The 16,537-nt window shown below is 72.8% G+C and carries 17 protein-coding genes; 14 read left to right on the top strand and 3 right to left on the bottom strand.

From position 1 onward, the window contains the following. Positions 1-27: 27 nt before the first annotated feature. On the bottom strand, positions 28-915 hold the full coding sequence (locus tag ABFT23_RS22100) for a LysR family transcriptional regulator (RefSeq protein WP_347899184.1): 888 nt from the start codon (positions 913-915) through the stop codon (positions 28-30). A 134-nt stretch (positions 916-1,049) separates the two neighbouring features. Here ABFT23_RS22100 and ABFT23_RS22095 point away from each other — a divergent pair, with 134 nt between their 5' ends. The 12 genes from ABFT23_RS22095 to ABFT23_RS22040 are packed head-to-tail and all read left to right on the top strand — an operon-like array spanning position 1,050 to position 12,799. Next, the gene (locus ABFT23_RS22095) at positions 1,050-2,405 is read left to right on the top strand and encodes an NtaA/DmoA family FMN-dependent monooxygenase (protein ID WP_347899183.1); all 1,356 of its coding nucleotides are present in this window, start codon (positions 1,050-1,052) and stop codon (positions 2,403-2,405) included. Positions 2,406-2,464: 59 nt separating this feature from the next. Beyond that, on the top strand, positions 2,465-4,012 hold the full coding sequence (locus tag ABFT23_RS22090) for an ABC transporter substrate-binding protein (protein ID WP_347899181.1): 1,548 nt from the start codon (positions 2,465-2,467) through the stop codon (positions 4,010-4,012). Further along, on the top strand, positions 4,009-5,079 hold the full coding sequence (locus ABFT23_RS22085; protein ID WP_347899180.1) for an ABC transporter permease: 1,071 nt from the start codon (positions 4,009-4,011) through the stop codon (positions 5,077-5,079). The genes ABFT23_RS22090 and ABFT23_RS22085 overlap by 4 nt, the downstream gene beginning before the upstream one ends. Beyond that, complete coding sequence (locus ABFT23_RS22080; protein WP_347899178.1) at positions 5,076-5,960, top strand: ABC transporter permease; 885 nt, start codon at positions 5,076-5,078, stop codon at positions 5,958-5,960. Before ABFT23_RS22085 ends, ABFT23_RS22080 begins: the two co-directional genes overlap by 4 nt. Next, positions 5,953-6,966 carry an ABC transporter ATP-binding protein gene (locus ABFT23_RS22075; RefSeq protein WP_347899176.1) on the top strand — a complete coding sequence of 338 codons (1,014 nt, stop codon included), beginning with the start codon at positions 5,953-5,955 and terminating at the stop codon, positions 6,964-6,966. Before ABFT23_RS22080 ends, ABFT23_RS22075 begins: the two co-directional genes overlap by 8 nt. Continuing rightward, positions 6,963-8,033 carry an ABC transporter ATP-binding protein gene (locus tag ABFT23_RS22070; RefSeq protein ID WP_347899174.1) on the top strand — a complete coding sequence of 357 codons (1,071 nt, stop codon included), beginning with the start codon at positions 6,963-6,965 and terminating at the stop codon, positions 8,031-8,033. Before ABFT23_RS22075 ends, ABFT23_RS22070 begins: the two co-directional genes overlap by 4 nt. Beyond that, on the top strand, positions 8,030-9,160 hold the full coding sequence (locus ABFT23_RS22065; RefSeq protein ID WP_347899172.1) for an LLM class flavin-dependent oxidoreductase: 1,131 nt from the start codon (positions 8,030-8,032) through the stop codon (positions 9,158-9,160). Before ABFT23_RS22070 ends, ABFT23_RS22065 begins: the two co-directional genes overlap by 4 nt. Beyond that, on the top strand, positions 9,150-10,334 hold the full coding sequence (locus ABFT23_RS22060) for a CaiB/BaiF CoA transferase family protein (RefSeq protein WP_347899170.1): 1,185 nt from the start codon (positions 9,150-9,152) through the stop codon (positions 10,332-10,334). Before ABFT23_RS22065 ends, ABFT23_RS22060 begins: the two co-directional genes overlap by 11 nt. Continuing rightward, on the top strand, positions 10,331-10,942 hold the full coding sequence (locus tag ABFT23_RS22055) for an enoyl-CoA hydratase/isomerase family protein (RefSeq protein WP_347899168.1): 612 nt from the start codon (positions 10,331-10,333) through the stop codon (positions 10,940-10,942). Before ABFT23_RS22060 ends, ABFT23_RS22055 begins: the two co-directional genes overlap by 4 nt. Then, positions 10,939-11,574, top strand: coding sequence for a cysteine dioxygenase family protein (locus ABFT23_RS22050; RefSeq protein ID WP_347899166.1), 636 nt, complete (start codon positions 10,939-10,941; stop codon positions 11,572-11,574). Before ABFT23_RS22055 ends, ABFT23_RS22050 begins: the two co-directional genes overlap by 4 nt. Then, a complete protein-coding gene (locus ABFT23_RS22045) occupies positions 11,571-12,296 on the top strand; it encodes an alpha/beta hydrolase (protein WP_347899165.1) in 726 nt (241 codons plus the stop codon). The genes ABFT23_RS22050 and ABFT23_RS22045 overlap by 4 nt, the downstream gene beginning before the upstream one ends. 5 nt (positions 12,297-12,301) lie before the next feature. Continuing rightward, positions 12,302-12,799 carry a flavin reductase family protein gene (locus ABFT23_RS22040; RefSeq protein ID WP_347899163.1) on the top strand — a complete coding sequence of 166 codons (498 nt, stop codon included), beginning with the start codon at positions 12,302-12,304 and terminating at the stop codon, positions 12,797-12,799. A 9-nt stretch (positions 12,800-12,808) separates the two neighbouring features. On the opposite strand, the gene ABFT23_RS22035 is transcribed toward ABFT23_RS22040, so the two are convergent. After that, positions 12,809-13,402: a hypothetical protein gene (locus tag ABFT23_RS22035; protein ID WP_347899161.1), complete on the bottom strand. Its 594-nt coding sequence runs from the start codon at positions 13,400-13,402 to the stop codon at positions 12,809-12,811. A 115-nt stretch (positions 13,403-13,517) separates the two neighbouring features. Next, positions 13,518-13,826 (bottom strand): CBU_0592 family membrane protein, encoded by a 309-nt coding sequence (locus tag ABFT23_RS22030; RefSeq protein WP_347899159.1) that lies wholly within the window; start codon positions 13,824-13,826, stop codon positions 13,518-13,520. Positions 13,827-13,941: 115 nt separating this feature from the next. Between ABFT23_RS22030 and ABFT23_RS22025 the strand changes: the two genes are divergently transcribed. Together ABFT23_RS22025 and ABFT23_RS22020 are read left to right on the top strand one after the other, a co-directional pair. Beyond that, a complete protein-coding gene (locus ABFT23_RS22025) occupies positions 13,942-14,865 on the top strand; it encodes a LysR family transcriptional regulator (protein WP_347899157.1) in 924 nt (307 codons plus the stop codon). A 142-nt stretch (positions 14,866-15,007) separates the two neighbouring features. Continuing rightward, positions 15,008-16,537: sugar ABC transporter ATP-binding protein (locus ABFT23_RS22020; protein WP_347899155.1), on the top strand; the 1,530-nt coding region annotated here is incomplete at its 3' end.

Below are 16,537 nucleotides of genomic sequence, written 5' to 3'. Positions count from 1 at the left end.
CCTCGGATCGCGACGGTGCCGAGCCGGTCAGGTCGTCACCATCGGCACGCGGACCGCCCCGAGTGCCGACCGCACCGCGTCGACGGCGACGCGGACGACGTCGGGGTCGAGGCCGGCGCGCGGGCAGACGTAGAGGCCGAGCGAGCGGGCCGGCGGGAGGGAGTCGAGGCGCACGAGGCCTGGTGGCGCCTCGTCGAGGGCCATGAGGGCGACGCCGAGGCCGGCGGCGACGGCGGCCTGGACGCCGGCGAGCTGGGTGGCCTCGGCGGCCACCGTGGCCGGCACGTCGTGCTCGGCGAGCGTGCCGAGGGCGCGCTTGCGCAGCTCGCACGGGCTGGTGAAGGCGACGACGGACACCGGCACCGGCGACGCCGGCGGCTGCCACCCCGGCGCGGCGAACCAGGTGAGGTCGAGGTCACCGACGTGGACGGCGCCGGGGTGGTCGGTGGCGTTGATGAGCAGGGCGAGGTCGACGTCGCGGCTGGCGAGGCCCTCGCGCAGGCGGGAGCCGCGGTCGATGCGGTACTGGAAGGACGAGGCGCCGCCGGCGACGTCGGCGTCGGCGAGCGCGGCCGACAGGGCCGGGAGCAGGCGGGCGGCGGCGTGCTCGGTGGAGCCGATGGTGATCTCGAGGCGGGTCTCGGTGAGCTCGCGCAGGGCGGCGTCGTGGGTCTCGAGGATGCGGCGCGCGGCGGCGACGAGGCGCTCGCCGTCGCCGGTGAACCGCGAGCCGCGTCCGTGGCGCTCGACCAACGGCTTGCCGACGGCGGCCTCGAGGCGGCGCACGTGCTGGCTCACCCCGCCCTGGCTCAGGTGCAGCCGCTCGGCGGCGCGCTGGAAGCCGCCGCAGTCGGCCACCGCCACGAGGCTGCGCAGCGGACCGATGTCGAGGGTCGTGTCGGCAGAGACGGGCATGTCGATCAGTTTAGTTCACAATTCATCACGGCCCGTGATGACTCGCATCACGAACCCTCGTTGGAGCCCGCGATCAAAGACGACTATCTTGATCGAGAAAGCAATTGAAGGTGCAGGACGACGAAAGGAGCCCGATGTCGCGCGCGAGGCAGATCCACCTGGGAGCCGTCCCCTACGGCACCGGTGGACCCGGCAGCCACACGCTGTGGCTCGATCCCGAGATCCCGGGCGACGCCAGCGTGAACATCGACTGGTTCGTCGAGATGGCCCAGCTCGCCGAGCGCGGCCGGTTCGACCTCGTCTTCATCGTCGACAGCCAGTTCATCACCCCGTTCTCGCCCCCGCACTACCTCAACCGGCTCGAGCCGCTCACGCTGCTCAGCGCACTCGCCACGCAGACCAGCCGCATCGGGCTCGTCGGGACGGCGACCACCAGCTTCAACAGCCCGTTCAACCTGGCCCGCCGCCTCGGCTCGCTCGACCTCATCAGCCGCGGTCGCGCGGGCTGGAACGTGGTCACCACCGGTGATGCCGGCACGGCCGGCAACTACGGGCTCGACGAGCACTTCGACTACGACACCCGCTACGGCCGCGCCCAGGAGTACGTCGAGCTCGCCCGCGCGCTGTGGGACTCCTACGAGGACGACGCCTTCCCGCGTGACCGCGCGACCGGGCGGTTCCTCGACCCCGACAAGCAGCACGTGCTCGACCACGAGGGCACCTACTTCAAGGTGCGTGGCCCGTTGAACCTCGAGCGCTCGGCGCAAGGCCACCCGGTGGTCTTCCAGGCGGGCGACTCCGACCAGGGCCGCGACCTCGGCGCCGGCGTGGGCGAGGGCATCTTCACCTTCGCCCCCGACATCCCGACCGGACAGGCGTTCTACGACGACGTCAAGACGCGGGCCCGCGAGAAGTTCGGGCGCGACCCCGAGCACGTCGTGGTCATGCCGGGCATCAAGGTGGTCGTCGGCGACACCGACGAGGACGCCCGCGAGATCGAGGCCGCGAACAACGAGCGCGACCACACGTTCGGCGCAGCCCTGCGCGAGTTCGGCCGGCCCTTCGGCTGGCACGACTTCACCCGCTACGACCTCGACGCCCCGTTCCCGGCCGAGGCCCTCGTGCACGGCGAACGGTCGTTCTACACCCAGGCCAAGGCCGTCACCCAGCGCGCCGTCGACAACGGCTGGACGCTGCGCCAGACCGTCGAGGCCACCCGCGTCTTCCGCAAGAGCGAGTTCGTCGGATCGGCCGCCACGGTCGCCGACAAGCTCGTCGAGTGGTGGGAGGCCCGGGCCTGCGACGGCTTCAACATCGGCCTCGACCACCCGGCCAACTTCCGCCGGATCGTCGACGAGGTCGTGCCGATCCTGCAGGAACGCGGCGTGTTCCGCGCCGACTACGACTCCACCACGCTGCGTGGGCATCTCGGGCTGCCCGCGCCGGTCAACCGCCACACGGCGGCCCGTGAGGCGGCGTCCGGCAGGTAGCCGGTCCGCACCTCCATCTGTTCACCCGACGCCACATCCGACGAAAGGCTGACGCCGCCATGACGCCCGCCCGCACCGCCCTGCCCCGCACCAGCCAGACCCGCCGAGGCTTCCTCGGCCTGAGCCTGGCGGCCGGTCTCGTCCTCGGCCTCGAGGCCTGTGGCGGGGCCTCGACGGCCGGCAGCGCCGGAGGCACGAAGTCCATCACGTGGGCCTGGCAGCTGCCGACCACCTGGGACCCGGTGACCTCGTCGGCCGGCTCCGACGTCCAGATGCTCGCGCTCACCTACGACGCGCTCACCGCGCTCGACGAGCAGGGCAACGCCGTGCCGTGGCTCGCCGAGTCGTGGGCCTACGACGAGGCCGGCACCAGCGTGACGTTCACCCTCAAGCCCGGCCTCACCTTTAGCGACGGCGCCCCGCTCGACGCCGCCGCGGTGGCGAAGTCGATCGAGCGCGGTCGCACGCAGGAAGGATCGCTCATCGCGCCGCAGATGGCGACGATCAAGGCCGTCTCGGCCTCCGGCGACCTCGACGTCGTCGTCGAGCTCAGCGAGGTCGACTACCAGTACCCGCTGCTGTTCGCCGGCAAGTCGGGCATGGTCGTCAACCCCGCCGCCTTCGAGAAGGACGTCGAGGCGCTGGCCACCCAGCCGGCCGGCTCCGGGCCGTTCACCGTGACCTCCTACGTGCAGAACGACCACGCCAGCCTGACCAAGAACCCACGCTTCCACCGGCAGGACGAGATCGAGGTCGACACCTTCGACCTCTACCCCCAGCAGGACCCGTCGACGGCGGTGGCCTCGGTGCGCTCCGGCCAGTTCAACGTCGGCCGCATCAGCGGCGCCCAGGTGCAGCAGGCCGAGGACGCCGGCCTCGACGTCCAGGTCATCGACTCGATGTTCGTCAGCGTGCTCGACGTCAACAACCAGATGGCGCCGTTCGACGACCCCGCCGTGGTCGAGGCGATGAAGTACGGCATCGACCGCGCCAAGATCCAGGAGGTCGTGTTCTTCGGCCTCGGCGACGTCAGCTACCAGCCGTTCCCGCCGGGCTACGTCGGCCACAACGAGGAGCTCGCCGACCTCTACGCCTACGACCCCGACAAGGCCCGCCAGATCCTGGCCGACGCCGGCTACACCGGTCCGGTCAGGGGCACCTTCACCAGCAGCGGCCAGTCGCAGCCGGCGGTCGAGCTCATCCAGGCCCAGCTCAAGGACGTCGGCATCGAGCTCGAGATCGAGACGATCCCGCAGACCCAGCACACCCAGCTGGTCTACCTCGAGCACGCCAAGGCCCTCACCTACGACGGCTTCGCCGGTCGCGAGTCGCCGGTGCAGGCCTTCCAGGTGCTCTTCGGCGCCGAGGGCCTGATGAACCCGGGCCGCACCACCAGCCCGGAGCTCGAGGCGCAGCTGGAGAAGGTCAAGCAGACCCCGACCGACGACCCCGGCTACCCCGCCCTGCTGCAGGAGGCGACGAAGATCGCGGTGACCTCGTTCCCCAACGTCTTCCTCAACCTCATGCCGACCGCCGTCGTGCGCAAGGGCGTCTCCGAGCTGCCGGCCTCGCCCAGCCTGCGCCGCTTCGAGGGCGTGACGGCGTGAGCCTCGCTGTCGCGCCCGAGACCCAGCCCGGCGCGCCCACACCGCCTGCGGCCGCCGTCCCCCTGCCGGACAACGCCCAGCGGGCTCGGCGCCGGTCGCGGCTCCTTCCGGTGCTCCGGACGGTGGTCAGCACGCTCGTCATCACCGTGACCGTGCTCGTGCTCGCCTCGCTCGCCACGTTCTCCCTCGGTGCGCTGAGCGACAGCAACCCGGCCGCGGCGGTGCTCGGGGAGACCGCGACCCAGGCCGACATCGACCGGATGAACGCGGAGTTCGGGCTCGACCGGCCGCTCGTCGTCCAGTACCTGACGTGGGTCGGCGACGCCGTGCGGGGCGACCTCGGACGGTCGTGGTTCACCACGATCCCGGTCACCGACAGCATCAAGCAGGCGCTGCCGGTCGACCTCTCGATCGCCGCGCTCGCGCTGGTGCTGGCGATCCTCATCGGTGGCGGCGCCGGCATCGGCGCGGCGCTCAGCAACGGCGGCCTGCTCGACCGGGCGGTCACGCTCGTGTGCTCGCTGCTGGCGACGCTGCCGCCGTTCGTGATCGGCATGGCGCTCATCGTGGTGTTCTCGGTCAAGCTGCAGGTGCTGCCGTCGGGCGGCTACGTGCCGATCGAGCAGGACCCGCTCGAGTGGCTGCGCTTCGCGATCCTGCCCGCGCTGGCGCTGTCGCTCGACGTGGCGGCCTCCATCGCCCGGCAGCTGCGCACCTCGATGGTGCAGTCGCTGCGCGAGAACTACGCCGTCGGCGCCGAGATGCGCGGCTTCGGCCGCTCCCGCGTGCTGTTCGGGCACGTGCTCCGCAACGCGATCGCGCCGACGCTCGCGGTGATCGGGCTGGCGATCCCGCTCATCGTCGGCGGCGCGGTGATCACCGAGAAGCTCTTCGGGCTGCCCGGCGTCGCGCAGCTGGCCCTGCAGTCGGCCGAACGCGGCGACGTGCCCGTCGTCCTCGGCACCCTCATCACCACCGCCGTCGTGGTCGTCGCGGCCAGCCTGCTCGTCAACGTGCTGCAGACCGCGCTCGACCCGGCCGCCCGACGCCGAGGAGCCGCGCGATGACGATCCCCCCGTTCTTCCGTGCCCTGTGGGCGGTCCCCAGCGCCCGGTTCGCCCTGCTCGTGCTCACCGCCGTCGGCTTCCTCGCCGTCTTCGGCCAGGCGCTCGCGCCGCACGACCCGCTGCAGCAGTACACCGACCGCGTGCTCGAGGGGCCGAGCGCCGACCACCTGCTGGGCACCGACTACGTCGGCCGCGACGTGCTCAGCCGGCTGATGAGCGGCACGCGGCTCTCGGTCGTCGGCGCCTTCGAGGCCGTGCTCATCGGTGGCCTCCTCGGCGTGCCCACCGGACTCGCCTCGGCCTGGCTCGGCCCGCGCCTGGAGTGGCTGACGCTGCGGGTCAGCGACACCCTCGTCATCCTGCCTTTCACCGTCTTCGCGATCGCCGTCGCCGGCACGCTCGGCAACGGCCTGCAGCAGGCGATGATCGCGATCGGCGTGCTCATCAGCCCGATCTTCTTCCGGGTCACCCGCGCCGTCGCGCTGGGTCTGCGCCGCCAGCAGTACGTCGAGGCCGCCGAGCTCATGGGCGCCTCGCAGTGGTGGACCCTGCGCCGTCACATCTGGAGCAAGGTGCTGCCCAACGTCGCGGTCACCGCGGCCCAGGCCACCGGTGCCGCCCTGCTGGTCGTCGCGTCGCTGTCGTTCCTCGGCCTCGGTGTCTCGCCGCCGGCCCCGACCTGGGGCGGCATGCTCGCCTCCGACCTCGACTACCTCGCCCAGAAGCCGTGGGCGCCGGTCTACCCGGCGCTGCTGATGATGGCGACGGTCGGCTCCCTCAACCTGCTCGCGGACGCCGTCCGCGAGGCCACCGGCGACGCGTCGCGTCGTCGCAAGCGCCGCCCGGGCGCCCGTTCGGAGAAGGCGGTGGCGCATGTCTGAGCCCGTCCTCGAGGTCGTCGACCTCCAGGTCTCCGTGGGGGACCACCTCGTCGCCGTCCACGACGTCTCGCTCGCGATCGGGCGCGGCGAGTCCGTCGGCCTGGTCGGCGAGTCCGGTAGCGGCAAGACCCTCACCTGCCGCGCCGTCCTGGGCCTGCTGCCGGCCACCGGCGAGGTCGACCGTGGTCGCATCGTGCTCGGCGGCACCGACCTCACCGAGGCCACCCGGCGCACGTGGAACGACGTCCGCGGCAGCCGGCTCGGCGCCGTCTTCCAGGACTCCGCGTCCTACCTGAACCCCTCGCTCACGGTCGGGCACCAGCTCGCCGAGCAGCTGCGGGTCAAGGCCGGGCTGTCCAAGCGGGCCGCGCACGAGCGTGCGGTCGAGCTCTTCGGCGAGGTCGGCCTGCACGACCCGGCCTCGGTCTTCCACCAGTACCCGCATGAGCTCTCCGGCGGCATGCAGCAGCGCGTGCTCATCGCGATCGCCATCTCCTGCGAGCCCGAGCTGCTCATCGCCGACGAGGCCACCACGGCGCTCGACGTCGTCGTCCAGGCCGAGATCCTCGCCCTGCTGCGCCGGTTGCGCGCGACGCACGGCCTGTCGCTGCTCCTGGTCACGCACGACCTCGCCGTCGTCGCCGAGACCTGCGAGCGCATCCTCGTGATGTACGGCGGCCAGGTCGTCGAGAGCGGCACGACCGAGGAGGTGCTGGCGCGACCGCGGCACCCCTACACCCAGGCCCTCATGGGCGTCGCGACCATCGGCACCTGGGAGCGCCGTGCGCTCGAGGTGATCCCCGGCCAGCCGCCCGCGGCCGGCGAGGAGATGCCCGGGTGCCGTTTCGCGCCGCGCTGCCGCTGGGCCACCGAGGCCTGCACCTCGGGCCCGGTGCCGCTGGTCGACCTCGGCGAGGGACGCAGCGCGCGCTGCGTCCGCGTGCACGACGTGCTCGACGGCACCCCCACCGAGACGGTCGCCGAGCTGGAAGGAGCCTCCGCATGACGACGACGCAGGAACGCCCCGTGAGGCCGGGGGAGCGGCCCGCCCAGGCCGCTCCGGTCCTCCGGGTCACCGACCTCTCGGTCTCCTACGCCCCGCCGAAGAAGGGCGTCGGCCTGGGCACCGGCGCGGCACTCACCGACGCCGGGCTGGAGGTGCGGCCCGGCGAGATCGTCGGCATCGTCGGCGAGACCGGCTCGGGCAAGACGACGCTCGCGCGAGCCACCGTCGGGCTCGTGCGCCCGGTCGCCGGCCGCATCGAGGTCAACGGGCAGGACATGGGATCGCTCAGGGGTCGCGCCCTTCGCGACTTCCGCCGCTCCGGGCAGGTCCAGCTGGTCTTCCAGGACCCGCTCCGCTCCCTCGACCCCGACCTCACCGTCGCCGAGCTCGTCCGCGAGCCGCTCGACGTCGCCGGCACCCTGTCGCGCGCCGAGCGCCACGAGCGCGTCGTCGAGTCGCTGCGCCTGGTCGGTCTCGACCCCGACGCGATGCTCGGACGCCGTCCGCGCCAGCTCTCGGGCGGCCAGCGCCAGCGCATCTCGCTCGCGCGAGCCATCTCGACCCGCCCGCAGCTGCTGTTCTGCGACGAGCCGGTCTCGGCGCTCGACGTCTCCAACCGCAACCTCGTGCTCGGCCTGCTCGACCGGCTGCGCACCGAGCTCGGCCTGGCCGTCGTCATCATCGCCCACGACCTCAGCTCGCTCGCCGGCATCGCCGACCGGGTCGCGGTCTTCTACCGCAGCCGCGTGGTCGAGCAGGGACCGACCCAGGACGTGCTGGGCCGACCGGCCCACCCCTACACGGGCCTGCTGACGGCGTCCGCGCCCAGCGTGACGCACGTCGACCGGCTGCGTCCCGAGCAGCTGCGCCCCGAGCCCGGTGCTCGGTCGTGGCCCGCCCACGGCGTCTGCGTCTTCGCCCCCCGCTGCCGCTTCGCCCACGACGCCTGCGCCGAGCAGCCGCGCTCGCAGGTGCTCGCCGACGAGCCGGCCCGCGAGGCCGCCTGCCACGTCGCCGGCACGTGGCGCGCCCAGATCGAGACCCCCGACCCGAAGGGAACCCCATGACCACCGTCTCCTACGACTCCGTCGAGATCCTCGGCATGATCGGCACCGCCGACGGCTCCGAGATCCGGCCCTCCTCAGGACCCGTCGTCGACCCCGACCACACCGCGCGCTTCGCGCGGGTCCACGAGGACGGCGGCTTCGACCGGGTGCTCATCGGCTACGGCTCGGCCTGGGCCGAGGGCACCCAGGTCGCCGCGTTCGCCGCGGCGCACACCGAGCGGCTCGGCCTGCTCGTCGCGCACCGGCCGGGCGTCGTCCACCCGACGTTGGCCTCGCGCACGTTCGCCACGCTCGACCACTTCTCGAAGGGCCGGGTCGCGCTCAACATCGTCACGGGCGGCAACGACGTCGAGCAGCGCCGCGAGGGCGACTACCTGCCGCACGACGAGCGCTACGCGCGCACCGACGAGTACCTGCAGGTGCTGCGTCAGTCGTGGGACACCCAGGGAAGCCGCGACTTCCACGGCACCTACTACGACTTCGAAGGGTTCGCCCCCCAGGTACACCCTTACGACGACCGCCACCTCGAGCTGTTCTTCGGCGGCAGCTCGCCCGCCGCCTACACCGTCGGGGCCAAGCGCGCCGACACCTTCATGCTGTGGGGCGAGCCGCTCGCCGAGACCGGTGAGCAGATCGCCACCGTCGCCCGCGAGGCCGCGGCGGCCGGACGCACCACGCCCCCGCGCATCTCGGTCTCCTTCCGCCCGATCCTGGGCCGCACCGACGACGAGGCGTGGGAGCGCGCGCACGGCATCCTCGACACGATCAACGGCTCCGCCGGGGCCGACTACAGGACCCGGGTCCACCGGCTGCACCCCCAGGACTCCGGGCCGCAGAACGCCGGTTCGCAACGGCTCCTCGCGGTCGCCGAGAAGGGCGAGCTGCACGACCGCTGCCTGTGGACGCCGACCGCGAAGGCCGTCGGCGGCGGCGGCAACTCCACCGCGCTCGTCGGCTCGCCCGAGACCGTCGCCGCGGCCATCCTCGACTACGTCGAGATCGGCGTGAACACCGTGCTCATCCGCGGCTACGACCCGCTGCAGGACGCTGTCGACTACGGCCGCGACCTCCTGCCGCTGGTCCGCCAGGAGCTGGCCCACCGGGCCGGGACCGCCCGTGCCTCCTGAGGCCTCCGCTCCCACGCTCGACCGGCCGCTCGCCGGCGTCCGGGTCGTCGAGCTCGCCCACGTGGCGGCCGGCCCGTTCGCCGGGATGCTGCTGGCCGACCTCGGTGCCGACGTCGTCAAGGTCGAGCCGCCCACGGGCGACCAGATGCGGTCGTGGCCGCCGTTCGCCCGCGGCGACGACGGCTCGTCCTTCAGCCACAACTTTGCCTCGGTCAACCGCAACAAGCGCAGCATCGTCGCCGACCTCAAGGACGCCGTTCGGCTGGCCGAGGTGCAGGCGCTCGTCGCAGCGGCCGACGTCGTCGTCGAGAACTACCGTCCGGGCGTGCTCGACCGGCTCGGCCTCGGCTACGAGCAGGTGGCCGACGGCCACCGCGGCCTGGTCTACGCCTCGATCTCGGGCTACGGGCTCGGGAGCCCCTACGTCAACGACGGCGCCTACGACGTCGTCATCCAGGGCATGTCGGGGCTGATGTCGGTGACCGGGGAGGCCGACGGCTCGCCGGTGAAGTCCGGCGTGCCGGTCGGCGACTTCACCGCGGGCCTGTACGCCGCCTACACGATCGCCGCCGTGCTGCCGCGGGTCCGTGCGTCGGGCACCTCGGTCCGGCTCGACGTCCCGATGCTCGACTGCCTGCTCGGCGTCTCGGCGCTGCAGACCAGCGAGTACTGGGGATCCGGACGTGAGCCGGCCCGGATGGGCACCGCCCACCCGCGCAACGCCCCCTACCAGGGCTTCGCCGCGGCCGACGGCGACCTGACCATCGCGGCCGGCAACGACCGGCTGTGGGCCGCCGTCGCCGAGGTGGTCGGGCTGTCGCACCTGGTCGACGACCCGCGCTTCGTCACGCAAGGCGACCGCGTGGCCCACCAGCGTGAGCTCGCCGCCCTGCTGGGCGAGCGACTGCTCACCGAGAAGCGCGCGCACTGGCTCTCCGAGCTCCGGGCCCGTGGTGTGCCGTGCGGACCCGTCAACACCTTCGGCGAGGTGCTCGCCGACCCGCACGTCGAGGCCACCGGGCTCGTCACGCACGTCGAAGTACCGGTGGCGGGGGAGACCCAGACCGTCGTCTACCCCGTGCGCATCGGCGGCGCCGCGGCCCGGCCCGACCGTGGCGCACCGGCGCTCGGCGGGCACCCCGAGGTGCTCGACGAGTGGACGGCGACCCGATGATCACGGTCGACCGTGGGCCGGTCTGGACCCTCACCCTCGACCGCGCTGATCGAGCGAACGCACTGTCGGACGAAATGGTGGCGGCGTTGCACCACGCCCTCGACGAGGTGGACGACGCCCGTCCCGCCGTCCTCGTGCTGCGCGGCAACGACCGGCACTTCGCGGCCGGCTTCGACCTCGGTGGCCTGGCCGACGAGACCGACGCGTCGCTGGCGCTGCGGTTCCTCCGTATCGGGACGCTGCTGCAGCGGCTGATCGCCCTGCCGTGCGTGACGGTCGCGGTGGCAGAGGGCGCCGCGGTCGGCGCCGGCGCCGACCTGGTGCTCGCCTGCGACCACCGCCTTGTGGCCTCCTCGGTCACGCTGCGGTTCCCGGGCTCGGCCTTCGGGGTCGCCCTCGGCACCGTGCGTCGTGCCGAGCTCGGCGACGCGCTCGTCACCGGCTCGCCCGCCGGCCTCTCCGCAGCGCTCGCTGCGCCCCGCCCACCTCGCGCCGTCCATGACGCCGATGCCGAGATCGCTGCTCTCGCCCGGTCCGTCGCCGTGCCCGGGCTGCACGACCGCCTCACGGCCTTCGCCTCCACGACCCTGACCAAGGAGCCCGCATGACCGCCCAGCCCGTCCAGCAGGACGTCGTCCCCGTCTCGAGCGAGGTGCCGGCTATCGCGGCGCTCGCCCGCAGCGTCGAGCGGCTGCTCGGTGAGGGCCTCGACGAGCAGGCACTCACCGCCGCCGTCAGTTTCGAGCTCGAGAGCGCGCTGGCCGAGGGCTTCGACCTCCCGGCCCACCTCGTGGCCCCCGACCCGGTGCGCTACGTGATGTACCCCCTGCACGTCGCCGCCGACGGCAGCTTCTCGATCGCCAGCGCGGTGTGGGACGTCGGGCAGGGCACGCCCGTGCACGGGCACGAGACGTGGGGCGTCGTCGGGATCCACTCCGGCGTCGAGGTCGAGACCCGCTTCGAGAAGCCGGCCACACCCGACGTGCCGCTGGTCCGCGAGGGCACCGACGAGTGGACCGCCGGGCAGGTGACCGTGTGCTGCACCACCGACGACGACGTCCACCAGGTCTGCTGCGGCGGCGACCAGCCGGTCGTCGGCATCCACGTCTACGGCGCCGACATCGGCACCCTGCCGCGGCGCAGCTACGACCCCGAGACCGGAGCCGTGCACTGGTTCACCTCGCGCTGGGCCTCCCCGGCCGAGCCCGCATCCCTGCCACACAAGGAGATCCCCCGATGACCATCTGGGACGAACCCGCCGGCGCCACCCCCCGGGGCACGCTCGTCGTGCTGCCCGGCCGGGGCGAGACGGACGCCGCCTACCAGCGCTTCGGCAAGCGGCTCGCGGCCGACGCCTTCAAGGTGCGCCTCGTGCCGGTCGACCTCGACGACCTCACCGCCACGCGCGAGCAGGTCGAGAAGCTGCTCGCCGACGAGGCGCTGCCGTCACCGAAGGTGCTCGTCGGCGCCGACACCGGCGCCACCGTGGCCGCGCTCCTGGTGCACGAGGTCGCCGCCGACGCGGCGGTCGTCGCCGGTGCCGCGCTGCCGGGTACCGACAGCCACGCCACCGCCGAGAGCTGGGACGACCAGGTCGACTCGCGCACGGCGTGCCCCGTGCACCGCGGCGTGCTCGACGGCGACCTGCTCCTCGACCGCGAGGCCCGCACCCGCCCGTTGCCGTGGGACGCCGTCGAGCTGCGCGCCCCCGACAAGCCCGTGCTCGTCGTCCACGGCTCGGCCGACCGGGTCACCCCGGCCGAAACGGCGCTGACGCCGTACGCCGGCGCGCCGGCGGCACGGACGTGGCTGGTCGAGGGTGGCCGCCACGACATCCTGAACGACGTCTCGCACCGCTCGGTCGCCGCGACGATCGTGCTCTTCCTCGAGTCGCTCAGGCTCGGGGCCGACCTGCCCGCGGTGATGGTGCCGGCGCCCGCCGCGACCGGAGCGGGCCAGTGACCACGGTGGCCGACCTCACGACCAACCAGGACCTCGACCCGCGCCGGCTCCGCGACGCCTTCGGCACGTTCCCGAGCGGGGTCGTCGCGCTGGCCGCGCAGGTCGACGGTCGCCCGGTCGGCCTGGCCGCGAGCTCGTTCACCTCGGTGAGCCTCGACCCGCCACTGGTCTCGGTCAGCCTGGCGACGTCGTCGAAGACCTGGCCCGACCTGCGCCGCTCGTCGCACCTCGGTGTCACCGTGCTCGCCGAGCACCACGCCGGTGCGTGCCGTGCGCTGGCCGGCCCCGTCGAGCACCGCTTCGACCACCTCGCCCACACCGTCACCGACGACGGCGCGATCACCCTCGACGAGGGACTCGCCAGCTTCGACTGCACGGTCTACCGCGAGGTCGAGGCCGGCGACCACGTGCTGGTGCTGCTGCGCCTGCACGCCGTCCACCAGGCCGAGGACGCCGGGGGCCCGCTCGTCTTCCACCGCAGCGGGTTCGGCGCCCTGCGCTGACCGCCCCGCTCAGGCGACGCCGACGTCGCCGACCGAGTGCAGGTCGGGGTGGCCGAGCGTGCGCATCGCGGCCGCGACGACGACCCCGCGCCACTCGTCGGGCTCGTAGCCTTCGCTCGCGAGGTAGGTGGCGACGTCGATGCCGGCGAACGCACACACGACGGTGATCACCCGCTCGGGCTCGTGGGCGGCGTCGACCCCCATGGCGTCGAGCAGGGCGAGCCCGCGCTCCTCGGCGGCGGGGTCGGACGTGCGGGCCTGGACGCGGCTGCGGCCGAGGGCGGCGATGCCTGGACGGGCGATGGCGAAGTCGACGAGCCCCTCGACGACGACGCGCTCGCGCTCGCGGCCCGGCGGGAGGGCCGTCGCCCGGGCGACGAGCTCTCCGACGGCGCGGCGGTTGATGCGGGCGACGGCGTCGAGCAGCATCGACTCGCGGGGGAAGTGCTGCAGCAGCCCGGCCCGGGCGAGGGCCGCCGCGTAGGTCGCCTGGCGCAGCGACGTCCCGGTGACCGCGTCGCGCGCCACGAGCCCGGCGGCCCGGTCGACGACGTCGTCGTCCGGGGTCGGGTGGCGCCGGCGGGCCTCGCGGTCTGTGGCCATGGCACCACCCCACACCGTGCCCCTACGTCACCTCAAGCGACGCGGGCCAGGTCGAGACCTCCGCTCGGCACCTGTAGACCAAAGTCGTAGGGGCGATCCCCGAGGCCGGCTCGCCTCAGGCCGCGAGGGCGGTCGACGGCTCGGGCGTCGGCGGCCGGTCGAACGGTACGACCGACGCGACCGGCCGGCGCCGCTCGCGCGTCGCGACCACGAGGGTCCAGAAGCCGATCGCGGCCCACACGACGTTGGAGGCCACGCTCGGCCACGCGCCGTAGATCACCGACCCGGTCGCGGCGAGGAGGCCGCCGATGCCGTTGAGGGCCGCGTACCGGCGCGACTGCACCGTCAGGTGTCCGCGCGTCACCATCACGTAGGCGACGAAGGTGCCGACCGTCCCGGTCCACCCCAGCACTGCCGCGATCACGGCGTTCCTCCAGCTCCTCCTCGGTGCCGACCGCTGTCGACCAGCGCATCGTGGCGCGCACGAGGAGTTCATGGCAATTGCACTTCGGTGCACTCGGTATTTAGTGTTGCTGAACATGGAGATCGACCCGCGCCGGCTGCGGTTCCTGCTCGCCGTCGCGCGGTTCGGCGGCGTGCTGGCGGCGGCCGACGAGCTGCGGGTGACGCCGTCGGCGGTCTCGCAACAGCTGAGCCGGCTCGAGCACGAGACGGGCCGGATCCTGCTCGATCGCACGCCCCGCGGCACCTCGCTCACGTCGGCCGGACTGGCCCTCGCCGAGGCCGCCGAGGAGGTGGAGCGGGCGTTGAGCGAGGCGCGGACGCGCATCGCCGAGCAGGGTGACGACGTCACGGGCCGGGTCGTCCTGGGCGGGTTCAGCAGCTTCTTCCGCGCCATCTTGCTGCCGCACCTGCAGCAATGGCGCCGCGACCATCCCGGCCTCGAGGTCGGGGTGGTCGAGGACGAGCTCCCGGTGCTGATGCGCCAGCTGCGCCGCGGAGAGCTCGACCTGGTGGTCGCCGAGCTCGACGCCGGCGAGGGCGGCACCTCGCTGCCCGCCGGCATGGTGGAGGAGCCGCTGCTCGACGAGCCGTGGAAGCTGCTGGTGCCGCAGGGCACCCTCGTCGGTCCCGAGGGCTTCGACCCGCGCCGTACCGGGCTGCCCTGGCTCGGGGTCGACCCCGACTCCGCGGGTGCTGCGGCGCTGGCGCGCCTGCAGCGCGCCGAGGTCGCCGAGTCGCAGACCGTGCACCAGTACTACGAGATCGTCACGGCGGTGGCGCTCGTGGCGGCGGGGGAGGGGATCACCGTGGTGCCGGCCCTCGCCCTCCCCGGCCTGGTCACCGACGACGTCGACGTGCTCGACGTGCCGGGCCTCGGCACGCGCCGCATAGTGCTGCGCCGGGTGGTGCGCCGCCGGCAGGACACCTCGGCGTCCGACACCGTCGTGCGGCTGCTGCGCGACGCGATCGTCGATCTCGGCTACGACACCCAGGGGTGATGCGGAGGCGGGTATCGTGAGCCTCAACACAGACATTTGCGCAATTGTTAGTCAGAACTACTTGCCGAGTCGACAGAAGACGCTCTACTTTGTGCAGGCGCCACTTCCTGTGAGCGCAGTCACAGACGATGAGGAGCGCCCTGTGCCCGAGCTCGGCAAGACCGGTGAGACGACGCCCACGGCGTCGTCCGGCGCCGACGTCCTGCTCCAGATGTCCGGCATCGTCAAGGAGTTCTCGTCCGTGCGCGCGCTCGGTGGCGTCGACCTCGACGTGCGTGCGGGTGAAGTGCACTGCCTGTTGGGTCAGAACGGTGCGGGCAAGTCGACGATGATCAAGATCCTCTCGGCGTCCTACATCCCTGACGAGGGCACGATCACGTGGAAGGGTGAGCCGGCCAAGTTCGGCAGCCCGCAGGCGGCGATCAATGCGGGGATCGCGACGATCTACCAGGAGCTCGACCTGGTCGATGGTCTGACGGTGGCCGAGAACGTGTTCTTGGGTCATGAGCTGTCGTCGGTGGGGTTCTCGCGTCGGGCGGCGGCGAACAAGCGCACGCGGGAGATCCTGGCTCGTCTGGGGCACAGTGAGATCAGCCCGACGCGGTTGGTGGGGGAGTTGTCGCCGGCTGGTCAGCAGGTGGTCTCGATGGCGCGGGCTCTGTCGCACGAGGTCGACCTGTTGATCCTCGACGAGCCGTCGGCGGTGCTCGACCACGGTGAGGTGGAGAACCTGTTCCGGGTGGTGAAGAACCTGACCGAGCAGGGTGTGGCGATCGTCTACATCTCGCACCGGTTGGAGGAGATCCGCGAGATCGGCGACCGCATCACGGTGCTCAAGGACGGCAAGACGGTCGCGACCGGCCTGCCAGCCAAGTCGACGCCGACCGCCGACCTCATCAAGCTCATGACCGGCCGCTCGATCGAGTACGTCTTCCCGCAGCGCGACCCCGAGGCTCCCGTCCCCGGCAGTGGCCAGGACGCCGTGCTCGAGGTCCGCGACCTCGCCCTCGCCGGCGTCTTCTCCGGCGTCGACCTCACGGTCCGTGCCGGTGAGATCGTCGGCCTCGCCGGGCTGGTCGGCTCCGGCCGCACGGAGATCCTCGAGACGATCTACGGTGCGCGGCGTGCGACGTCCGGCACGGTGAGTGTCGACGGCAAGCGTCTGCGTCGTGGCGCGGTCGACGCGGCGGTGAAGGCCGGTATCGGCCTGGCTCCCGAGGAGCGCAAGTCGCAGGGCCTGCTGCTCGACCAGGCGGTCTACGCCAACATCAGCGTGTCCTCCATGAAGGACTTCCAGCGCGTCGGCTTCATCCAGCGCGGTCGCGAGAAGGCTGTGGCCCTCGAGCTCGCCGAGCAGCTCGACGTCCGACCGCGCAACATCACCCGGCACGTCCGCACGATGTCGGGTGGCAACCAGCAGAAGGTGGTGCTCGCGCGGTGGCTGCTGCGTGGGTGCCGGGTGCTGCTGCTCGACGAGCCCACGCGTGGTGTCGACGTCGGCGCCCGGGCCGAGATCTACAAGTTGGTCCGCTCCCTCGCCGACTCGGGCGTCGCGGTCGTGGTGGTCTCCAGCGAGGTCGAGGAGGTGCTCGGCCTGGCGGACCGGGTGCTGGTCGTCCGCGAAGGCCGTGTCGTTCACGAAGCCGCCGCCGCCCACATCGACGAGTCCCGG

The organism is Nocardioides secundeburneus, assembly GCF_039939255.1.
Classification (GTDB): Bacteria; Actinomycetota; Actinomycetes; order Propionibacteriales; family Nocardioidaceae; genus Nocardioides.
This window is presented reverse-complemented; position numbering and strand designations above follow the sequence as displayed.